The sequence below is a fragment of the Streptomyces sp. NPDC053426 genome (assembly GCF_055585405.1).
This window is the reverse complement of sequence record NZ_JBVJKE010000038.1, coordinates 1-22005: the sequence shown is the minus strand read 5'-3', so window position 1 is coordinate 22005 and position 22005 is coordinate 1. Positions and strand designations below refer to the sequence as shown.

8 protein-coding genes and 2 pseudogenes are annotated in these 22005 nt (G+C 72.4%); 7 read left to right on the top strand and 3 right to left on the bottom strand.

The features are described 5' to 3' along the window. Positions 1 to 546: 546 nt before the first annotated feature. Positions 547 to 1752 carry an MFS transporter gene (locus ACZ62B_RS38245; protein ID WP_468880377.1) on the bottom strand — a complete coding sequence of 402 codons (1206 nt, stop codon included), beginning with the start codon at positions 1750 to 1752 and terminating at the stop codon, positions 547 to 549. Between the two features lie 195 nt (positions 1753 to 1947). Between ACZ62B_RS38245 and ACZ62B_RS38240 the strand changes: the two genes are divergently transcribed. The 3 genes and pseudogenes from ACZ62B_RS38240 (at position 1948) to ACZ62B_RS38230 (ending at position 3041) form a co-directional block, all read left to right on the top strand. Next, positions 1948 to 2367 carry a transposase domain-containing protein gene (locus ACZ62B_RS38240; RefSeq protein WP_468880379.1) on the top strand — a complete coding sequence of 140 codons (420 nt, stop codon included), beginning with the start codon at positions 1948 to 1950 and terminating at the stop codon, positions 2365 to 2367. Beyond that, a pseudogene (locus ACZ62B_RS38235) lies at positions 2360 to 2569 on the top strand (IS4 family transposase); the annotation flags it as partial. The gene ACZ62B_RS38240 and the pseudogene ACZ62B_RS38235, both read left to right, overlap by 8 nt. A gap of 148 nt (positions 2570 to 2717) precedes the next feature. Then, complete coding sequence (locus ACZ62B_RS38230) at positions 2718 to 3041, top strand: hypothetical protein (protein ID WP_468880659.1); 324 nt, start codon at positions 2718 to 2720, stop codon at positions 3039 to 3041. A 310-nt stretch (positions 3042 to 3351) separates the two neighbouring features. Here the strand turns inward: ACZ62B_RS38230 and ACZ62B_RS38225 are convergent, their stop codons facing one another. Further along, the gene (locus tag ACZ62B_RS38225) at positions 3352 to 4245 is read right to left on the bottom strand and encodes a class I SAM-dependent methyltransferase (RefSeq protein WP_344566511.1); all 894 of its coding nucleotides are present in this window, start codon (positions 4243 to 4245) and stop codon (positions 3352 to 3354) included. A gap of 259 nt (positions 4246 to 4504) precedes the next feature. Between ACZ62B_RS38225 and ACZ62B_RS38220 the strand changes: the two genes are divergently transcribed. From ACZ62B_RS38220 to ACZ62B_RS38205, 4 genes are all read left to right on the top strand, one after another. Next, positions 4505 to 5620 carry an SDR family oxidoreductase gene (locus ACZ62B_RS38220; protein WP_469693886.1) on the top strand — a complete coding sequence of 372 codons (1116 nt, stop codon included), beginning with the start codon at positions 4505 to 4507 and terminating at the stop codon, positions 5618 to 5620. Between the two features lie 255 nt (positions 5621 to 5875). After that, a complete protein-coding gene (locus tag ACZ62B_RS38215) occupies positions 5876 to 7501 on the top strand; it encodes a PfaD family polyunsaturated fatty acid/polyketide biosynthesis protein (RefSeq protein ID WP_469693884.1) in 1626 nt (541 codons plus the stop codon). Between the two features lie 23 nt (positions 7502 to 7524). After that, the gene (locus ACZ62B_RS38210) at positions 7525 to 13773 is read left to right on the top strand and encodes a type I polyketide synthase (RefSeq protein ID WP_469693882.1); all 6249 of its coding nucleotides are present in this window, start codon (positions 7525 to 7527) and stop codon (positions 13771 to 13773) included. 5 nt (positions 13774 to 13778) lie between these two features. Continuing rightward, positions 13779 to 21758 (top strand): beta-ketoacyl synthase N-terminal-like domain-containing protein, encoded by a 7980-nt coding sequence (locus ACZ62B_RS38205; protein WP_469693880.1) that lies wholly within the window; start codon positions 13779 to 13781, stop codon positions 21756 to 21758. A 147-nt stretch (positions 21759 to 21905) separates the two neighbouring features. On the opposite strand, the pseudogene ACZ62B_RS38200 reads toward ACZ62B_RS38205, so the two are convergent. Then, positions 21906 to 22005, bottom strand: a pseudogene (locus ACZ62B_RS38200) (IS6 family transposase); the annotation flags it as partial.

The following is a 22005-nucleotide window of genomic DNA, read 5'->3' as shown; positions in this document are numbered from 1 at the left end:
CACTCAACAGCCATGGAGAATCCTCGGCGCCGTCAGCCCACCGGGGCGCATCGCGCCGCCCCGGCCTTTCCCGGCCGCCGCCAACTCCCGGAGATTTCATGTCCTTCTGAAAGCCTGTCAGAGGGCAAGCTCCTGCGTGGACAGCCGGAGTGTCCGGACCACGGAGCGCGGTGGCCGCATGGCAGCGACGGCGGCAAGAAGGGCAGCGGCATCGAACGCCATCTCCTGGCCGACACCCGTGGCACCGTCCCGCTCACCCGCGCCGGCCCGGCCAACGTCGGCGACCGCGATGGCGCCGCAGTCCTCTTCCCCCAGGCCGCGGAGAACTTCCACGCCCGGGCCCAGAAAACCACGGGCATCACCGTGCAGATCGTGCAGCGACGCGACGGCGACTTCCGCTCAATGTGGGTCAAAGCAGGTGCAAGACCATCTGCGGCACCGCTCTTCGCAGTGGTCCCGCGACGTCGGGGGGAGCGGACATTCGCCTGGTTGGGACGGCGCCGTCGACTGTCGAAAGACTACGAATCCCTGTGTGCTCAGGACCGCTCATCGCAGTCCGGCCCGACGAGGCATGCTCCCTACCGCCAGGACCATGAGCGCTGCGGTGCAACCGCCCAGCAGCATGACCACGGACGGAGAGGTCCGGTCCAGGAGGACTCCCCCTACGAGTGCACCGATCGAGATCGTTGCCTGAAAGGATGCGGTGAACAGGACCGATGCCGCTTCCGGGGCGTGCGGCGCCGCCTTGGAGAACCAGGTCTGCGACGCGACCGGTACGGCGCCATACGCGATGCCCCACACGATCAGCAGCATCACTGCGCCGGCCTCCCAGCGGCCCAACGCTGGAAGCAGGAGGGTCACTGCGGCGATCAGGGCGGCCGCGAGCCCGAAGACGGTCCGCGGATACCGGGCCACCCAGGCGCCGCCCAGGAAGTTGCCGAGGATGCCGGCGGCACCATAGAGCAGCAAGAACGTAGTGATCAGACCACCGCTGGCATGGGTGACCTGTTCCAAGAATGGTGTCATGTAGGTGTAGGTGCCGAAGTGAGCCAGCACAACAAGGAACGTCAGCAGGAGTGCGAAGCGAGTGTTGGTACCGCGGAGCATGCCGTTGAGCACGCCCAGTCGTGTGGCCTGGACCGGAGGAAGCGGGGGCACGAACAAGAGCAGCATGACCAGTACGCCGACCGTCAGAACTCCCATGACGGTGAAGGCCGTTCGCCATCCAGTGAGATCTCCGATGAGGGTGCCCGCCGGCACGCCGAGGACGGATCCCAGCGGGACGGCAGAGAAGATCACAGCAGTTGCCCTGCCGACCGAGACCGGCGGCACCAGTCGTTCCGCCAACCCGGCCCCGATCGACCAGAAGCCGCCAATCGTGATCCCGACCATGATCCGGGAGGTCAGTACGAGCCAGTAGTCGGGTGCCGCGGCGGCAAGGAAGTTCGCCAGTGCCAGCAGGAGCATGAAGAAGCACAGCATCAGTCGGCGGTCGAAGCGTGCCGTGATCACAGTGACCAGTGGAGCGGCGATCGCCGCCAGGAAGCCCGGCATGGTCATCATCAGTCCAGCCATCCCGTCCGAGACGGTGAAACTGGATCCGATCGAGGTCAGCAGACCGATCGGCAGGATCTCGGTGGTGACGATGACGAAGATTCCCAGCATCACCGAGACCACGGCCGGCCACCCCGTCAGCGGGGACCGAGGGGGTAAGAGTTCGCCGTTGACTGAAGCGGTAGTGGTTGCCTGCATGGCGTTCCATCCTGTGAAAGGCAGCGTGTTTCGCGATCAGTCCAGCAGGTCTCATCGAGAGGTGGCTGGCAGATCCGCGACCACACCCTTGCCCTTCACGGGTGATGTCGCATTCCGGTTGACAACGGCCAACGTGGTGAGGCGCCTTGGCCCTGGCTGTGGTGTCCGCAGGGCGGGCTGAGCATTCCGATCACGATGATGGCCATCACTCGTTCGGTCACCGTGGCTGCAGGCAAGTTCGCTCCCGGTCATCTGGGCGAGCTGACGGCCGTCATACCGTTCGAGTTGGTCGACGCTGTCCTTCACGAGACCCGTCGTCTCCAGAGTCGACTGCGTGATCTGCCGTCCCGTGTCGGTATCTACTTCCTGCTGGCGATGTGTCTCTTTCCCGAAGTCGGATACCGGCTCGTCCGGGACAAGCTGACGGCCGGGCCGGCGGACGTGCCGGTCGCTTCGCCGATTCCGAAGGCCCTGCGAGACCAGCGCCGCAGGCTGGGAACCACACCGATACGAGCGTTGTTCGACGTACCGGCCGGGCCGCCGGCGCGGCCGACGACCCCAGGAGTGAGCTTCGGCCCGTACCGGACGGTGTCGTTCGACGGCTGCAGTGCCTGACACGGAGCGCAACCGGGCATGGCTGGGCCGGACCTCCCATCACGGATATCCGACGCTGGAGCTGATGACGCTCGTCGAGACCGGGACACGGGCCCTGCTCGGCGCGGTCTTCGGTCCCACCGACGAGGGCGAGACCAGCTATGCCTCCCGCCTCCTGCGCCTGCTGCGGCCGGACACGCTGGTGCTGTGGGACAAGGGCTTCGACGGCAACTTCTTCCTCGCCGCGGTGAGCGCCACCCGCGCCCAGTTCCTCGGCCGACTCCCGCCGCTACCCGGCCGCCTCACTGATGCGCCTCTACCGCCAACGGTGGGAACACGAATCGGCGTACTACGCACTCCGACACACGATCATGGCCGGACGCGTCCTGCGCTCCGGCGACCGGGTCGGCATCGAACAGGAGATGTGGGCACTGCTGACGCTCTACCAGGCACTGCGGACGGTCATGGCCGATGCCGCCGAGTCCGTGCCAGGCACCGACCCGGACCGCTGTGGCTTCACCATCGCCTTCCAGACCGCCCGCGACCAGGTCATCCAGGCAGCCGGCATCGGCACAGCGAACCACGGCGCGGCCGGCCGCATCGGACAGAAACTACTCACCGGCCTGCTCCCGGCCCGACGCCACCCTTGCCGTCATCAGCATCAGCCGCCATGCGACAAAGCCCCACAACAGTGATCCCACCCCTCAATCTCTCGCCTCATGACAGCGGACCACCTACCCGCACCCGTTCGTCCGACGCGGTGCGGCACGCCGAACTGCCCTGGCGGCGACCGGGAGTGACCGCCTCCTGACATCGGCCCGGCAGGGGTCCTCATCGGTGAAGGCCCCATTGCCCGGCCCCGAGGATCAGCGCAGGGGCCCACCGACCGCCGCGCGAAGCAGTCCCTCGGTGCCGCGCACCGGGCGGCTCGCTCCGCCGGAAGCGGGCTCATCGAGCACGTCCAGGGCCAGTAGCAACGGCGGCTGAGTCGGCCGGAGGTGGTGATCAGGCTGGTTTGTCGAGCACCAGGGCGACGTAGCCCGTGCAGCGTCCTACGGAGCAGTGGGCTTCGACACTGGCGAGGGTGTGCCGCCAGTCCTGTTCGCTGAACTCGCGCAAGTCGGGCCAGCGCAGGCACAGCAGTTCCCGGCCGGCCTGGTTCGTCGCCATGCGTGTCAGGAGAGCGCCGAGACGGGAGAAGCCTTCGATCACCGGACGGGTCCAGTCGACGGTGCGCCGTATGACGAACCCCGTCTCCTCCGCGTGCCTCAGATAACGCCTCAGGGGCTCGAACTCGTCGAACTGCCACGCCTCGCGTACGAGGCCCAGTGGATCGAGCTGCCGGATCATCGACGGATCGTCCGTGTTCCAGACGAAGTCGACCAGGACGAACCTTCCGCCGGGGCGCAGTACCCGGAAGGCTTCGGCCAACAGAGCGCGGCGGTCGGCGGGAGAGAGGTGGAAGGCCGCCTCCAGGCAGAGCACCCGGTCGAACGAGCCGTTCGTGGCACGGATGCCCTCTGCCTGCGGCAGGGCGGTGACATCGGCCACGGCGAAGGTGGCGCGGACGGCGTCGCCGTACCGGGCGCGAGCCTGTGCGATCTGGTCGGCGGTGATGTCGACCCCCACGGCGGCACAGCCCGCGGCAGCCAGCCGGGCGGTGGTGTGGCCGCGTCCGCAGCAGGCGTCCAGCACCCGGTGTCCCGGACCGGCTTGCAGGAGTGCCAGGCTCCTGGTCTCGAGCCGTCGCTGAAACCAAGCCAGCCCACCGACGATCCCGGGGAGGGTCGGAAGGGTGTGGTAACCGAGGTTGACCAGTGCGCCCCAGCCCAGGTGCCGGCACAACCGGAACAGTGGATTGGCATCGCCGTAGGACGCTGCAAGGCGGTCCTGGCCCATTGAGTTCCTTCCTGTGTGTTCCAGGCGGCTCGCATTCCAGGCGGCTCGCAGTACCCGGGAACGCAGGGGCAAGCAGGCGTGCCGGACCGTACCCACGCACGGTACAGAACAGGTGCTTACCGGCAAAAGCGGCGGTGTGCCAGCGGTTCTGCCTGAATATCAGCACAACGAGTGGTGCCGTTCCCGTGGCCTCGTCCCACCGCTTTCCGCGTGAGAACGTGGGCCAGCATCAGGGAAGAGAGCGGGGGGTACGGTGCGGGTGGCGTTGACCGGTGCCACGGGTTTCCTTGGCCTTCGACTTCTGCACGAGCTGTTGCGCCGTCACCCGTCGGTCACAGTGCTCGCGCGCGGGGAGCCCGACCGCGTACGGGAGCGGATCACCCGGGGCTTCGGCCGGTTCGCCCCCGGCCTCACCGGCCTCGCCGACCGCGTCCAGGTGGTGTCCGCCCGGATCACCGAACCCGGCCTCGCCCTGCCGAAGAGTGACTACCAGGAACTGGCGGACTCGCTGGACGCGATCTGGCACTGCGCCGGGAACACCACCCTCGACGGTGACCTGGCCACGCTGCGCGAGGTGAACGTGGAAGGCACCCGGTACGTCCTCGACCTGGCCGGGGCCGGACGCCGTGCCCCCATGGTGTTCCACGTCTCCACGGCGTTCGTGGCCGGGGCGCGTCGGACCGGGGTGGTGTACGAGGACGAACTGACCGATGCCTACGGCTTCGAAGGCACCTACGAACGGTCCAAGTTCGAGGCGGAACAGTTGGTGCACGCGTGGACGAGGGCCACCGGCCGGCCGGTGGTGATCTTCCGGCCAAGCGTCCTGACCACCGGTCTGCCGCCCCACCCGGATCTCCCGGAACACCCGTTGCTGAACATCACGCGGAACCTGTCCGGCATCGCACGGAGCCAGCTCGGCCCCGGCCGGACACCGGACGTGCTCCTCCCCCGGACCAACCGCTTCCGGATCCTGGGGCGGCCGGACGGACAACTCAACCTGATGCCGGTGGAATCCGCCGCCGCCGTGATGGCCCGGCTCGCCGACCTGCCTCCCCCCGACGGGGTGGAGACCTACCACGTCGTACACGGCCAGGAGACACCGGTCGTCGTGTTCGGCAGACTGCTGGAGCAACTCTCCGGGGTCCGTATCGCAGTTGTGCCGGAGCTCCCCGACCCCTCGCCGTACGAGTCGGTCCTTTCACTGGTCAGGGGGGTGTTCTGCTATCTGCGGCACCACCGTCGGTACGACGACTCCCAGGTGAGGGCCAGACTCGGACCGGCGGGCGTCCCGGAACACATCAGCCTGGAGTACCTGCTGTCCGGGCTCCCATCCCGAACGGAGGCTGCCCCGGTTGACCTGGCACCGCATCGCTGAACTGCTGTGGCCCGCTTCGAGACGGCGGGTCGACTCCTGGGGCCGTTCCCCGGCCGTCCCCGTGTCGCGTCCCCGGGCGTGTTCCTCCGTGCCCGGCAGCGCGGCCACCCGGGAGGGGGACTCGGCGAGCCCGCCCGCTGTCGGTCGTGCCGCCGCGGACGGTCGCCACAGGGCAGTCGGCCCGACCGGGAACGGGTACGGGCCGGCCGGAGGACCTACGCCCACACCGACGCCGCGTCCGAGAGGAGCCGACCGGTGAACACCACTCTGTCCAAGACGCCCGGACGCGCCGCCGGCGTGCCCCAGGTCTGCTGGCGGCCCGGCTCGGAGCCGGCCGCGTTCGACCTGGCCGGGATCTCCGCCTACGCGGCCCGGATCCGTGAGCCTTTGTACGTGGTAGGCGGCGGATCCGGGTACGGGTTGGCCGTGGGCGGGACGCTCGGGCCCGGCGGGGGCCACCCGCTCGTCGGGCTGGCCCCACCGGTGTACCCGGAGTGGCTTGGCGACCGAGGCTTCGCCGAGGCACACGGAACACGGTTTCCCTACGTGGCCGGGGAGATGGCCAACGGGATCGCCACCACCCAGATGGTGACGGAGCTGGCCGGAGCCCGGCTCATGGGCTTCTTCGGCGCCGCCGGACTCGCCCCCGACCGGGTGGAACAGGCGGTGACGGAGCTGACCGCGGCGTTGGGCGACGCGCCCAACTGGGGCGTCAACCTGATCCACTCACCCGGCGAGCCCCGACTGGAGTCGCAGGTCGCCGACCTCCTGCTGCGTCACCGTGTACGCCGGATCTCGGCCTCCGCGTTCATGGACCTGACGCCCGCCGTCGTCCGCTGCGCGGCGGCCGGACTGCGGCGGGACGCCGACGGCCGGGTGGTCAGGGACACCTGTCTGTTCGCCAAGGTGTCCCGTCGTGAGGTGGCCGAGAAGTTCATGTCGCCTGCGCCGGAGGCGCTGTTGGACGCGCTGGTCCGGGACGGGGCTCTCACCGCCGAGCAGGGCCGGCTGGCCCGCCTGGTCCCGGTCGCCGAGGACGTGACCGCCGAGGCCGACAGCGGCGGTCACACCGACAGCCGTCCGCTGTCCGTGATCCTGCCCGAGCTGCTGGCGCTCCGGGACACCCTGGTGGCCAGGTACGGCTTCCTCCGCCCGATCCGGGTCGGTGCCGCGGGCGGTCTGGGCACCCCCGGCGCGGTGGCCGGTGCCTTCGCACTCGGCGCGGCCTACGTGATGACCGGATCGGTCAATCAACTGGCAGCAGAGTCCGGGGTGTCCGCGGACGCGCGGGAGCTGCTGGCCGGAGCCGGCATCACCGACGTGGCCATGGCCCCGGCCGCGGACATGTTCGAGCAAGGCATTCAGGTCCAGGTGTTGACGAGGGGCACCCTGTTCGCGGCGCGCGCCAAGCGACTGTACGACGTCTACCGGCGTCACCGGTCCCTGGCGGAGATCCCCGCCGACACGCGGCACAGACTGGAGAACGAAGTGTTCGGCGCGGACCTGGACGCGATCTGGGCGGACACCGAACGGTTCTGGCTACGGCGCGACCCCGGACAGCTGGCCAGAGCCGAACGCGACCCCAAGCACCGGATGGCCCTGGTATTCCGGTGGTACGTGGGCAACGCCAGCCGATGGGCGATCGAGGGCCGACCGGAGCGCCGCATCGACTACCAGTTGTGGGCCGGTCCCTCGCTCGGCGCGTTCAACAACTGGGCCCGGGGCAGCCTGCTCGCCGATCCGTCCCGGCGCACCGTCACGCAGATCGCCTTGAATTTGCTGGAGGGCGCCGCCGTGATCACTCGCGCGCACCAGCTGCGTACCTTCGGGCTTTCCATACCGGACTCCGCCCTCACGTTCCGTCCCCGCAAACTCACCTGACCCCTGCAGGAGTGTCCGCGCAGATGAGAGCAGAACGTGCCCAGGTTCCCGTCGCGGTGGTCGGTCTCGCCGCGTTCACCCCAGGCTCCCGAGACGTGGCAGGGTTCTGGCGGAACGTCCTCGCCGGCCGGGATCTCATGTCCGACGTACCGGTGGAGCGTTGGTCACCGGCCGACCACTACGACCCTGACCCGTTCGCTCCGGACAAGACCTACGTGCGGAGGGGCGCGTTCCTGCCTGACTTCGAGTTCGATCCGTTGGCGTACGGAATCCCGCCGAGCGACCTTGCGGCCACCGACACCGCCCAGCTGCTGGCCATGATGGCCGCGGGTGACCTGCTGGCCGACTGCGGCCTCGGGCAGATGACCGCACAACAGCGGGAACGGGTCGGGGTGGTGCTGGGCACAAGCGGCCTGGCCATGGGGTTCGAGGTGTCAGCGCGGCTCTCCCGGCCGGTGTGGAGAAGGGAACTCCTCGCCTCCGGTCTCGACCCGGCCGCGGCCGACGAGATCTGCGACCGGATCAGTGCCAACTTCCCGGCCTGGACCGAGGCGACCTTCCCCGGTCTGCTCGGCAACGTGGTGTCCGGCAGGATCGCCAACCGGTACGACCTGCACGGCATCAACCACGTGACCGACGCCGCGTGTGCCTCGTCGCTGGCCGCGCTCTCCACCGGACTGGGTGAGCTCGCCCTCGGCAGCTGCGACCTGGTGATCTGCGGCGGCGTGGACGTGCTGAACGACATCACCATGTACGTGTGCTTCTCGAAGACTCCGGCGCTCTCTCCGACGGAGGACTGCCGGCCGTTCGCGGCCGACGCCGACGGCACCATGCTCGGCGAGGCCGTGGTCATGTTCGCGCTGAAGCGGCTGGCCGACGCCGAACGCGACGGGGACCGGATCTACGCGGTGATCCGGGGCCTCGGCGCAGCGTCGGACGGCCGGAGCAAGGCCATCTACGCGCCGCTGGCCGCCGGCCAGGAACGGGCGCTGCGCCGGGCGTACGACATCGCCGGGTACGGCCCGGAGAGCGTGGAACTCGTCGAGGCGCACGGCACCGGGACCAAGGCCGGTGACGCCGCCGAGTTCGCCGCGCTGAGGGAGGTGTTCCAGGCTGAAGGACGCCCTGACCGGCAGTGGTGCGCCCTGGGCTCGGCCAAGTCCCAGTTCGGGCACACCAAGTCCTCCGCCGGCGCCGTCGGAATGCTGAAGGCCGTACTCGCCCTGCACCACCGGGTGTTGCCTCCGACCATCAAGGTGGGGCGGCCCAACCCCGAACTCGAGCTTGCCGATTCCCCTTTCTACCTGAACACCGCCACCCGGCCCTGGATCAGCGGCGCCGGTCGGCCGCGCCGCGCCGGCGTGTCGAGCTTCGGTTTCGGAGGCACCAACTTCCACGTCACGCTGGAGGAATACGTTCCCGCCAGGGGCGGCCGACGGGCCTGGCACCTCCCGGCGGCCCCCGGCGAACTCGTCCTGTTCAGCGCCTCCTCCCCCGGCGCACTGGCCGAACTGATCCGCCGGCCCCGGCCCGACCGGCCGTTGGCGGCGATCGCGCGGGAGTGTCAGGCGGCGTTCCGGACCGGACACCGGGCGAGGCTGGCCGTGGTGGCCGACGACGCCACCGATCTGGCGGGGCGGCTGGACGCGCTGGCGGTCCGGGTGGAGGCCGGGGTGCCGTTCTCCGCGCCCCGGGCGCACTTCGCCACCGGTGATCCCGCCCCCGGCCGGGTCGCTTTCCTCTTCCCCGGCCAGGGCGCGCAGTACGTGGGCATGGGCGCCGAACTCGCCGTTCACCACAGGGCGGCCCGGGATGCCTGGGACGCGGTCGCGGCAGTCCTCCCGGTGCACCGGGAGGTGTTCCCGCCCCCCGTGTTCAGCGAGGAGGACCGTGCCTCGCTGGAGGCGGCACTGACCGCCACCGAGGTCGCTCAGCCGGCGCTGGCCGCGCACAGCCTGGCCCTGCTGGCCGTGCTGTCGGATCTGAAGCTGACGCCTGACTGCGTGGCAGGGCACAGCTTCGGTGAACTGGTCGCCCTGCACGCGGCGGGCTCCTTCGACGCCCCCACCCTGGTCCGGCTGGCCCGGCGGCGGGGGGAGCTGATGCGGGACGCGGCCACCACCGCCGGGGGGATGCTCGCGGTGAACGCGCCGCTGGAACGCATCGAGGAGCTGACGGAGCAGGTGGACGGGGTGTGGGTCGCCCACCACAACGCGCCCCGGCAGGTCGTCCTGGCCGGCACGGACCAGGCATTGACCGCCGTGGAGGCCCGGTGCGCCGCGACCGGCGTGGTCACCCGCCGGCTGAACGCCGCCGCCGCGTTCCACAGTCCCCTGGTCGCCGACGCCACCGAGCCGTTCACCCGTTTCCTTGCCGACCTCACGGTCCACCGGCCGGCACGGACGGTGTACGCGGGAGCCGATGCGGCCCCGTACCGGCGCGAACCGGCGGCGGTGCGACGCGGCATCGCCGCCCAACTGGCCGCGCCGGCGCGGTTCGGCGACATGGTGGAGGCGATGTACGAGGACGGGGTGCGCACCTTCGTCGAGGTCGGGCCCGGCACCACCCTGACCGGGCTGACCGGTGAGGTACTCGGTGACCGTGAGCACGCGGCGATCAGCCTCGACCGGCGCGGAAGCCACGGGTTGGCCGCGTTCTACGACGGGCTGGGGCGGGCCGCGGTGCGCGGGGTCGCCATGGACCTGTCCGCGCTGTGGGAGGGGCACAGGCCCGTGCCCGAGCCGGATCGTGAGGAGAAACCACGGATGACGGTCCTGATCAACGGCGGCAACCACCGCGATGACCATCGTGGCGGACGTGCCACTCCCGCAGCTCCGGGACCGGTGGCGTCGCCCGACGGGGCGCCGGGGCGGCCGGGACCGGTGGTGCCGCCCGCGGCGGTGTCGGAGGCGACACCACCGGTCCCGGGCCCCGGTAACGCGCGGCCCGCCCCGGGCCCGATGCCGGCGGCGCAATTGTCGGTCCAGCCGGTGGCCTGGTCTGCGCCGGTGTCCTCTGCCGGCCCGTCCCCGGAACCGGTCCCGGGTCTCGCCGAGCCGGCCGGGCCCGGCACGCAGGCACCGCTGATCCCCGGCCAGGTGGCCACGGACAGGCCCGGAGACATCCGGCCGGGCACGCCGGCTCCCGTGGCCACCCCGAGCGTCCGGTCCACCGGCTCGGCCCACCCCGCTCCGCCGACGGAATGGTTGCGGCTCCTGGCCGAGGCCCAGCGGCAGAGCGCGGAGGCGCATGCCACGTACCAACGGGTGACCGCTGAGAACCACCAGCTCTACCTGCGGACGGCGCATGCCTCGATGGAGGCCCTGCTCGGCGCCGCCGGTGTCCGTCTCCCCGCCGTCGGCGTGGACGACCCGCAGCCATGGCCCGTCGCAGAGGTCGCGGTGGGTGCCACCGGCGCGCAGGTCGTGCCCTCCGGTCAACCGGTCCACGCCCCCGTGCCGTCAGGTACGGTCCCCGGCTCTGGCCAGCCCTTCCGTTCCGGTTCGGGCGGCGACGGGGGTGAGGCGACATCGGCTGTGCCGGCGCCACCCCCGCAGGCCACCGTCGTGCCGTCGCCCGTGGAGGCCCCGGCGCCCGGGCTGGTGCTGCTCGGGCCGCAACCGGACGCGTTGCCGCTGGACGGGCTGCCGCTGGACGCCGAGTCGATCGGCGCGCTGCTGCTGGAGGTGGTCGCCGAGCGCACCGGCTACCCGGCGGACATCATCAACCTCGACATGGAACTCGAGGCCGACCTGGGAATCGACTCCATCAAGAAGGTCGAAGTGCTCTCCCGGGTCCGCCAACGTGTGGGGGAACTGCCCGCAGCCGACCTGTCCGAGCTGGCGTCCTTGCGCACGCTGCGGGAGATCTCGGTCAAGGTCGCCCAGCTGGCGGGACAGACCGATGACGCCGGCGACCAGGCGTCCGCCGGTCCGTCGCCGGTGTCCCCGGTGTCCCCGAAGCCTCCCGGGACCTCCGCCCCCGGATCCCCCGAGGACGTGGACTCCGAGCCCGCCTCCGGTCCGGAAGCCACCGATGCCCCCGCCGCCGAAGTCCCCACCGCCACCGACCGTCCAGAGCCGGTCCGCCTGGCGGTACGCGCCCTGCCGCTGGCGCCGGCCGGGCTGGCCCTGGCCGGTCTGCGCGACCGGGAGCTCCTCGTGCTCGACGACTCCACCCGGGTGGGTCATCTGCTGGTCGAGGAACTCGCGGCCCACGGTGTGCCGGCCCGGCTCGTCACCGGTCTTCCGGCCGAGGCACGGTCGGTGATCCTGCTGGACAAGGGCGACGACCCGCCGGCCGCCTTCGCGGCGGTCCGGGGGCTGGCCGACCGGCTCGGCTCGGCCGGCGGCCTCCTGGTCACCGTGCAGGACACCGGGGGCGACTTCGGGCTGAGCGGAAACGGCGGCCGGCCGGTCCATGGTGGTCTGGACGCACTGGCCAGGACCGCCGCCCGGGAGTGGCCCCTGGCCACGGTGAAGGCCATCGACTGCGCACGCACCGGGCGCAGTGACAAGCAGGTCGCTGCCGCGATCGCCGCCGAGCTCACCGCGGGCGGGCCGTCGATCACGGTCGGTCTCCCCGCCGACGGAAGCCGGACGGTTCCGCTGGCGTGCCCCGTCGCACCCGGCCCCGTCGAACCGCGGGCCGATGCCGACTCGGTGATCGTGGTCACCGGCGGCGCACGCGGCGTCACTGCGTCGGCGATCCGCGAACTCGCGGCCGCCCACCGGCCCAGACTGGTGCTCCTCGGCCGTACCGCACTGGCCGATGAGCCCGCGGGGCTGGCCGGGGCCACCGACGAGACGGGCCTGATCCGGCTGCTCGCCACCGGCCCCCGCCAGGCCCCACCGGCCGAACTCGCCGCCGAGGCGCGGCGCGTGCTGGCCGTACGTGAGGTCCGGCAGACCCTGCGGGCCCTGGAGGACGCGGGCTCGCCGACGCGCTACCTGTCCGTGGACACCCGGGACGAGGTGGTCCTGCGCGACGCCCTGGCCGAGGTACGCCGGGACTGGGGCCCGATCACCGGGGTGGTGCACGGCGCCGGGGTGATCGCCGACCGGTTGATCGGTGCCAAGACCGACGAGCAGTTCGCCCTGGTGTACTCCACCAAGGTGGACGGGCTGCGCGCCCTGCTGGCCGCCACCGCCGACGACCCGCTCTCCCTGCTCGTGGCGTTCACCTCGGCCTCCGGAGTGTTCGGCAGCCCGGGGCAGGCCGACTACGCGATGGCCAACACCGCCGTCGACCACCTGCTCTCCGCGTACGCCGCCGCCCATCCCGGTTGCCTGACACGCTCTTTGGCCTGGGGTCCTTGGGACGGCGGCATGGTCACCCGGACGATCGCGGAACGGTTCCGCGCCGCCGGGGTCGAGCTGATCGAACCGGCTGCCGGAGCGCGCGCGTTCGTCGCCGAACTCGCCGACCCCGGCGGGCCCACCCGGGTGCTGCGCGCCGCCGGGGACGTGGCTCCCGACGTCCTTGCCGGGCAGGGACCGGTCGCCGAACTGACCCTCGCCCGGCCGCAGTACGCGCTGCTGGACGACCACCGGATCGACGGGGCACCGGTGGTTCCGGTCGCCGTCCTGGTGCACTGGTTCACCGGGCTGGCCCGGTCCTGGCGGCCGGACACCGGCCCGTTGGTCCTCCACGACCTGCGGGTACTCCGCAGGATCGAACTGCAGGAACCGGGCGAGAGGCTCGTGCTGCGCGGCCGGACGAGGACGGACGAGTCCGCACGGCGCGGCGGTCTCACCGTCGAACTGGGCGCCGCGGGGGCCAAGTACGCCGGCACGGTGGTCGCCGACGGCCCGCCGCCGGACCCGCACCGCTGGCGGACGCCGGAAGGCCTCGAAGAGGTCCCCGAACCGTACGACGGACCGGCGCTCTTCCATGGCCCGGTGTTCCAGGTCCTGGACCAGGTCCGGCTCGGCGCCGACGGGGGTGTGGCCGCGCTCCGCCCCCGGGACGTCGAGCCCTGGCTGGCCGTGCCCTGGACGGTGGACGTCGCCGCGCTCGACGGTGCCCTCCAACTCGCCGTCGGCTGGACGTTGCGGGCCGGTGTCGGGGCGGCGCTGCCGATGTCGGTCCGGGAGTGCCGGATCCACCGGGCGGGGACCGACTGGGGAGCCGCGCGCGTCGTCGTCTCGGCACGACGGACCGACGGGATGTCCGCCGAGTGCGACGCGGCCGTCCTGTCCGAGGACGGCACCGTGCTGGCCGAGCTGCTCGGGGTGGAGCTGATCCGCCGGCCCGACCTGGCCGAGGGCTGACGCGGATGCGTTCTCCGGAAGCGACTCCTCGGCAGGCGCCGTTCTTCGAACCGGTCGCGATCGTCGGGCGCGGCTGTGTACTGCCCGGTGCGCTCGACCCGGACACCTTCTGGGCCCGGATCGCCGCAGGCCGTTCCGCCCTGTCACCGGTGCCCGACGGACGCTGGCGGGTGCCGCCGGCACGGGTGTCGGGTGCGCCTGGTGACACCGATCGGATCTGGACCGACATCGGAGGCTACGTCCACGGCTTCGACGAGGCGTTCGACCCGACCGGGTTCGAGCTGCCCCCGGCCGAGATCGCCCCACTGGACCGGGTGTTCCGCTGGGTCCTGCACGCCGGCCGGCAGGCGTTGGACGAGGCGGGCCGGCCCGATCTCGGCCGCGCGGGGCTGGTCCTGGGCAACCTGGCGTACCCGACCACGGCCATGGCCCGTTACGCCGAGCACGTGTGGCTGTCCGGGGCGGGGCGGCCGGGGCCGAGCGACGACTTCCGCCCCGATCCCCTGAACCGGTTCGGGGCCGGTCTCCCCGCCCATCTGGCCGTTCGCGCGCTCGGCCTCGGCGCCGGCGGTCATGCCCTGGACGCCGCCTGCGCCTCCTCCCTGTACGCGGTGAAAGCCGGCTGCGACCGGCTGCGGGACGGGGACGCCGACCTCGTGCTGGCCGGGGCGGTGGCCGCCGCCGACAGCCTCTACATCCATCAGGGGTTCTGCGCGCTGACCGCGTTGAGCCGGTCGGGCCGTAGCCGTCCCTTCCACCGGGAGGCGGACGGACTGGTGCCCGCCGAGGGCGCGGTGCTGTTCGCACTGGCCCGGCTCGATGACGCACTCGCCCAGGGCATGCCGGTCCTGGGCGTGATCCGGGGCATCGGGCTGAGCAACGACGGCGTGGGCGGTGGCCTGCTGGCCCCGGACCGGGCCGGTCAGGAGCGCGCCGTGCGCGCCGCCTACGCCTCGGCCGGGATCGCACCGGAGACTGTTTCGCTGGTCGAGTGCCACGCGCCGGGCACCCCGAGCGGGGATGCGACCGAGGCACTGATGATGCGTGAGGTGTTCGCTGATGCGGTGGACCTGCCGATCGGTTCGGTCAAGTCCAACCTGGGGCACCCGCTCGCGGCGGCCGGCGGTGCCGGTCTGCTGAAGGTTCTCGGTGCGTTGCGTGCCCGGGTGCGGCCGCCGTCCCTGCACGCGGACGCGCCGTTGGACGTGCTCGCCGGAACGCCGCTGCGACTGCTGCGGGAGGCCGAGGAGTGGCGCGGGCGGCGCAGGGCAGCGGTCAGCGCGTTCGGATTCGGCGGCGCCAACGCGCATGTGGTCGTCGATGCCTGGGAGCCCGGTCGGGCCGCATCCACCACGGCCCTCTCCCCCCGCCCTGTTTCCAGCCGGCCACGGGTGGACCAGCGGGTGGCGATCGTGGCGATCGGTGCGCGGGCCGGGTCGGGGGCCGGCTACCGGGACCTGTGTCACGCGGTCCTGGACGGCGCGCCCAGCCTCGGCCCCCGGCGCTCCATCGAGGTCGCGCTGGCCGGGCTGCGGTTCCCTCCGGCCGATCTGGCCGAGGCGTTGCCGCAGCAGGTCCTTGCCCTGGAGGCGGCCCGGGAAGCCGCCTCCGCGACCCGGCTGCCGCCCGACCGGACGATGGTCCTGATCGGCATGGGCACGGACCCCGAGGCGGCGCGTCCCGGTGCCCGCTGGCGTGCGCCGGGCTGGGACACCGCCTCCGGCCTGCCCGCTCCGGTGCCGGACTGGCCGGACGCCTTCCGCGCTCCGCTGGTCCCGGAAACCGTGCCGGGCACCATGCCCAACCTGGTGGCCCACCGGATCAACGCCCAACTGGACCTGCGCGGCCCCAGCCATGTGGTCTGCGCGGAGCAGGCGTCCGGCCTGGTCGCCCTGGATCTGGGGGCGCGGGCGCTGCGGGCGGGGGAGGCGGACGCGGTGCTCGCCGGCGCGGTCGACCTGTCCCATGAGCCCGTGCACCTGGCGGCGCTGGGCGCGCTGGGAGATCACCGGCCCGGTGGTGACGTGGCCGTCGTCCTGGTGTTGAAACGCCTGACCGACGCCGAGCAGGACGGCGACCAGGTCATCGCGTTGCTCGACCACGCGACGGACCGGACGGCCCCCGTCGGCCTGCTGGTCGGCGACGCGGACGCCGGAGGCGCGGACGGGACCCACCGGATCCGGGACCACGAGGTCCCGCCCGATCGTGATGGCGACAAGATCGACAGGGGCCGGGCGGGGAACCAGGAGGACGGGGACGACCGGGACGTGACCGGAGGGGACGCCGAGTCGGCCGGCCGGCCGCCCACGCCCCGCGTCACCGCCCGGTACGACCACAGCGAACTGTTCGGGACGGCCCATGCCGCGCACGGCGCGCTCGCCGTGGCGGTGGCCGCGATCGCGGTCCACCACCAGGCGGTGCCACGGTCGGGTGCGGCCGCGCTGCCCGCCGACGCGCCCCTGACCGCCTGCGCCCGGGTGACGCCCCTGGGCGCCTCCCCGATGTCGGTCCGCCTGCGCCCGGCCGACCCGCCGCTGCCCTGGTCCTCGGTCGCGCCCCGCTCCCACGTGTTCTCCGGCGCCGATCGGGCCGAGGTGCTGGCCGCACTGGCCGACGAACGGGAGTCCGACACCGGTCCCGCCCGCCTCGTGGTGGTGGTCGACCAGGTCTCCGAGACGCTGCGCGAACGGCTGGCGGTCGCACGCCACTGGTTGACGTCCGGCGGGCCCCGCCCGGACCGGATCGCCTACCAGGACGCCCCCACGAGCGGGGAGATGGCTTTCGTCTTCCCCAGCGGCCAGGCGAGCTATCCCGGGTGCGGGGCGGAACTACGACTCGCCCTGCGCGCCCCCCGCACCGAGGAAGCCGCCCGGCCCGGCCCGGTGCCGGAGCCCCGGCACCCCACCGGCACCGACCCGGTCCCGGTCGTGACGCGGATCCGGGACACCACCGAACTCGCCGCCCTGCACGGCGAGATCACCCAGAGCCTGCTGGGGCTGCGGCCGGACGCGGCGATCGGCTTCTCCTCCGGGGAGTCCACCGCACTGATCGTGCTCGGGGCGTGGCCCGACGCGGCCGGCCTGTACCGGGCGGTCTCCGACAGCGACGTTTTCCGGTTCGACCTGTCCGGGGAGTTCCGCGCGGCGCACCGGTTCTGGCGCGGACACGGCCAGGAACGGGGGCGTTGGGCCGAGTACCTGGTGCACGCGACCCCAGCCGACGTGCGCGCCGCCCTGGCAGGCGAACCACTGGCACACCTGCTCGCCGTCGACTCGCCCGACATGTGCGTGATCGGCGGACTGGACGCGGCCTGCCGACGCGTGCTGGACCGGATCGGCCCCGGGCTCCCGATGGCCGACGGGTACCAGATGGTGGCGCACGCCCCCGAGGCGAACCAGGTCGCGGCCGCATTTCGCGCGTTGCACCGCCGGCCGACCAGTCCCACGCCGGGCATCCGCTATTACAGCGCGGCCACCGGCGAGCCGTACCCGGTCGATCCGGACCACGTCGCGGACGCGCTGCTCACCCAGATGACCAGCACGCTCGACTACCCGAAGGTGGTCGAGCGGGCCTGGACGGACGGGGTGCGCGTGCTGATCGAGCACGGCCCGCAGAGCGGGCGTACCCGGTCGATCCGCCGGATCCTGGCGGACCGGGACCACCTGGCGGTGGCGCTCGATGTGCCGGGACGGGGACTGCGGCAGCTGTGCGACGCGGTCGCCGAACTCGTCGCCGCCGGGGTCTGCCCTGATCCCGCGCCGCTGTTCGACCGGCTCACAGCGGCCGCCAGGCTGCCGGCTGATCCGGGGAGGACGATCACCCTGCCGGCGCACCCGCCCGCGATCCGGCTGCCCGGAACAGATCATCCGGAGCAGCGGATGGAACCCGCGCCGGTATCGCCTCCGGCGACGGTACCGACGAAACCGGTCGGCGCGCCGGCCGGTCCCGGTACGGCGGTCCCCTCCGATGCCCAGGGCTCGGCCTCGCCGCGTGCCAGGGCTGTACCCGTCGCACGAGCCGCGTCGACCGGCCCGGTGACCGCTGCGGACCACCCGGTGCCGCCCCTCGCCCCTGCGAACCGCCGGGCGCCGGCCGTGGCCGCTGCCGACGATCCGGTGCCGGCACTTGCCGCCGCCCACCACGCCCGTCTCGCCGTCGCCCAGCGGGAGTTCCTGGAACGGCAGGGCCGGGCTCACGCGGCGTTCCTCCGCACCCGGCAGCTGGTGATCGGCTCGGTCACCGCCGTGACGGCCGGCGGTGACCGCGCCCTGTCCCCCGCCCCGGATCCCGCGCATCTGCCGCAGGCCATCGAGCCCGCGCCGGTGGCGATCCCGTCACCGGACTCTCCGGCCCCGCCGTGGCCACCGGCAGTACCGGAGCGGCCCGCACGGGGACTGTCGCTGCCCCTGGACCGTGCCCGGCTGGAGTACCTGGCGCACGGGCGGATCTCCGACGTCTTCGGTCCCGCCTTCCGCGCGCAGGACCACAAGCGACGGCAGACCCGGCTGCCGCGCCCCCCGATGCTCCTGGTGGACCGGGTCACCCGGCTCGACGCGGAACCCGGCTCGATGTCCACCGGCACGGTTCACACAGAGACCTACGTCGCCCCGGACGCCTGGTACCTGGATCCGGCCGGCCGGATGCCCGCGGGCCTGTTCATCGAGGCCGGCCAGGCCGACCTGCTGCTGATCAGCTGGCTCGGGGTGGACCTGCTCGACCACGGCGACCGGGTCTACCGGTTGCTGGGCTGCGAGGTGACGTACCACGGACCGCGGCCGGCCGTCGGGGAGACGCTGCGGTACGAGATCCACGTCGAGGGCCATGCCGAGCACGACGGCGTGCGACTGTTCTTCTTCCGCAGCGACTGCTATGTCGGTGAGGAGCTGCGGCTGTCGGTACGCCAGGGCCAGGCCGGTTACTTCACCGACGCGGAACTCGCCGGTTCGCAAGGAGTGCGCTGGAGCCCGGAACCATCACCGGCAGGGGCGGTCGATCCGCCCGCAGTTCCTCCGGCCGCCACCGCTTTCGGTCCCGACGCCGTACGCGCCTTCGCCGAGGGCCGGCCGGCGGACTGTTTCGGTCCCGGCTGGGATGTGTCGCGCGCCCATGTGCGTACCCCGACTCCCGGGGAGGGCCGGCTGTGGCTGCTGGACGAGGTGAGCGAACTCGACCCCGCCGGGGGCCCCTGGGGTCGTGGCTACCTGCGTGCGGAGAGCGAGGTCCGGCCTGACGACTGGTTCTTCGACGGCCACTTCCACAATGATCCGTGCATGCCCGGCACGCTCATGTTCGAGGGCTGCGTGCAGGCGATGGCGTTCTATCTGGCCGCGCTGGGCTTCACACTCGACCGGGACGGCTGGCGGTTCGAGCCGGTGTCCGACGAGTCCTACCGGATGCGCTGCCGGGGACAGGTCACCCCCCGGAGCCGTCGGGTCCGCTACGAGGTGTTCGTCAGCGGACTGTCCTCCCACCCCCGGCCCACGCTCCGTGCCGACCTGCTCTGCACGGTGGATGGCCTGCCCGCTTTCCACGCCTCCGGGGTGGGGCTGGCACTGGTCCCGGACTGGCCCCTGGAGTACTGGCGGTGGCTGGGGCCGCCCGCCGTTCAGACCAGTGGGGCACCGGTGCCGCTGCCGGTGCTCGGTGGCCTGCGCGGTCTGTGCCCCGACCCGGCGGCGGCCACCCTCGCCGGACGGAGCGCGGACTTCCCGCTGATGCTGGCCGCAGCCTGGGGCCGGCCCAGCGCGTTCGGCACCCGTGGAACCCAGTTCGACGGCGGCAAGCGCTGCGCTCGGCTGCCGGGCCCGCCCTACCTGTTCGTCACCCGCATCGTCGACGCCGGCCTCGAACCGGACCGGCCGCGCCCGGGTTCCTGGCTGGTCGCCGAGTACGACGTACCGGAACAGGCCTGGTACTTCGAGGAGAACGGCACCCGGGTGATGCCGTTCGCGGTGCTCAACGAGGTGGTCCTGCAACCGTGCGGGATGGCCGCGAGCCTGCTCGTGCCGCAACCACCGGACGCCCCCGAACTGCTCTTCCGCAACCTGCAGGGGAACGGCACCGTCCTGCGGGACATCCCGGCCGGGACCCGCACCCTGCGCACCAGGGTCGAGCTGGGGGAACTCTCGCAGTTCGACGGCGTCACCCTCGTCCCGTTCGAGGTCTCCTGCGAGGCGGTCGACGAGACCGGCGCCCTGCTGCCGGTCATGGAACTGTCCACGCAGTTCGGGTACTTCCCGGTGGCCTCGTTCGCCCGGCAGCCCGGATTGCTCCCCACCGCCACCGAACGCGCCCGGCTGGCCGAACCCTGCGACCGGGTGGTGGAGCTGCGGCATCGTCAAGAACGCTACGGCTCCGGCTCCCTGCGGCTGCCCGGACCGATGCTGCTGATGCTGGACCGGGTCACCGGGTACTGGCCCGATGCCGGACGGGCGGGACTTGGCCGGCTGCGCGCCGAGCGCAAGGTCGACGCCGGGGACTGGTACTTCCGCGCCCACTTCTTCACCGACCCGGTGCAACCCGGGTCCCTCGGCCTCGAAGGTGTGGTCCAGCTGCTCCAGTGGTACCTCCTCGAACGCGACGCCGGCACCGGGCTGACCGCCCCACGCTTCGAGTCCGTGGCCGTCGGTCACGAGGTGCGCTGGCTCTACCGGGGCCAGGTGGTGCCGAGCGACGGCATGGTCACGTTCGAGGCCGAGATCACCGAGTACGGGACCGACGCGCGCGGCCGATACGTACGCGCCGAGGCCTGGCTGTGGATCGACGGACGTCGCATCTACCACCTGCCCCGCATCGGGGTCCGGGTGGTCGACGGCCATCCGGCCGTGCGGGAGCTGGAGCTGGACCCGGCAGTGGACACCTGGCTGAACGACCACCGGCCCAACTTCGTGGTTCCCGCGGTGCCCCTGATGGCCACGGTGGATCAACTCGCCACCGCCGCGGCCAGGCTGACCGGTCAACCGGTCGTCGGCCTGCGCGAGGTTCAGCTGCACCGCTGGCTTCCCCTGCCCGGCCCCGCGCGGATCCGTACCGACGCCGAACCGGCGGCCGGGGAAGGGACCGCTGTTCGTCTCTCCGTCTGGCGGGAGGCCGGTGAACTGTCCCGGTACGAGGTGGTCGGCGAGGCCACCGTACTGACCGGAACCGTGCCGGGGCCTCCCCCGGCCCTGTTTCCTCCGCTCCCCGATGGCCGGCCGCAGCCGGACCCGTACGAGGCCGCGGAGCTGTTCCACGGCCCGGCGCTGCAGTACCTGACCTCACTGACCGTGGGCTCCACCGGCTCCAGCGCGGTGCTCGACGCCGGACGGGGCACCACGCCGTTCGGCCAGCTGGGGCAGGGGCTGCTCGACGGTTTCCTGCACGCCATCCCGTCCCAGTCGCTCTGGCGGTGGATTCCCGGCCTGTCTCAGGACCTGGTCGGCTACCCCCACCGGTTGCCCTGGCTGGACCTGTACGAGCCGCTGCCGACCAGCGGTGAGCTGCGGGTCGAGGCCCGGTTCGCCGGCTTCGACCAGGGGCACCACCTGCTGCCGGTGATCGACGTCCAGGCCCAGATCGGCGCCCGGGTCGTGGCGCGCCTGAGGCTGGTGGAGATCCTGGTGCGCCTGCCGGGGATCGAACGGGTGCCGCTGCGGGACCGCAGGGCCTTCGCGACGGGCCTCCGGTACGTCCCCACCGCCAGTCTGTCCAGCACCCGGGACGGGATCACCACACTCTCCGTCGACACGGTCCGCCGGTTCGACACCCTGCCGGGCACCACCTCACGGATCTACCGGCTTCCGGCCGGTCTTCCGCTACCCGAACGCAGCACGCGCATCGCCGTCAAGGAGCACGTGTCCGGCCTGGCCAGGGCCCATCCCGGACAGATCGAGGTGGCAGCCGACCTGCGCTCGGCCTGGGTGGCCGGTGCCCCCGGCACGGTCTGGCCGGTGCGGGTCGAACACGAAGCGGACGTGGTGGTGGTGCGTTGCCCTCTCCCCGACTGAGATGCCTGGCCCGGGGTCCGGTACGGTGCCGGCTCCCGCCCAGTGGACCGGCCGTAGGTACCTCTGAGGGGCGCTGTCACATTATTGGGTGCGTGGGTCTCTGGCGGCGCGGCGGGGCCGGAAGTGGGGTGAGGTGCCGCTGAACGCGGCCAGGAACCGCTGGGTTCCGTCGACGCTGCGGAAGCCTTTCATGGCGCGTTCGCGCTGCCGGGTGGGCTGGTGGCTGTTCTCGGCCCGGTTGTTCAGG

Excerpts from the sequence above, each read along its gene's own strand:
- ACZ62B_RS38245 (WP_468880377.1), bottom strand. The coding sequence starts at position 1,752 with ATGCAGGCAACCACTACCGCTTCAGTCAACGGCGAACTCTTACCCCCT.
- ACZ62B_RS38240 (WP_468880379.1), top strand. The coding sequence starts at position 1,948 with ATGATGGCCATCACTCGTTCGGTCACCGTGGCTGCAGGCAAGTTCGCT.
- ACZ62B_RS38230 (WP_468880659.1), top strand. The coding sequence starts at position 2,718 with ATGGCCGGACGCGTCCTGCGCTCCGGCGACCGGGTCGGCATCGAACAG.
- ACZ62B_RS38225 (WP_344566511.1), bottom strand. The coding sequence starts at position 4,245 with ATGGGCCAGGACCGCCTTGCAGCGTCCTACGGCGATGCCAATCCACTG.
- ACZ62B_RS38210 (WP_469693882.1), top strand. The coding sequence starts at position 7,525 with ATGAGAGCAGAACGTGCCCAGGTTCCCGTCGCGGTGGTCGGTCTCGCC.
- ACZ62B_RS38205 (WP_469693880.1), top strand. The coding sequence starts at position 13,779 with ATGCGTTCTCCGGAAGCGACTCCTCGGCAGGCGCCGTTCTTCGAACCG.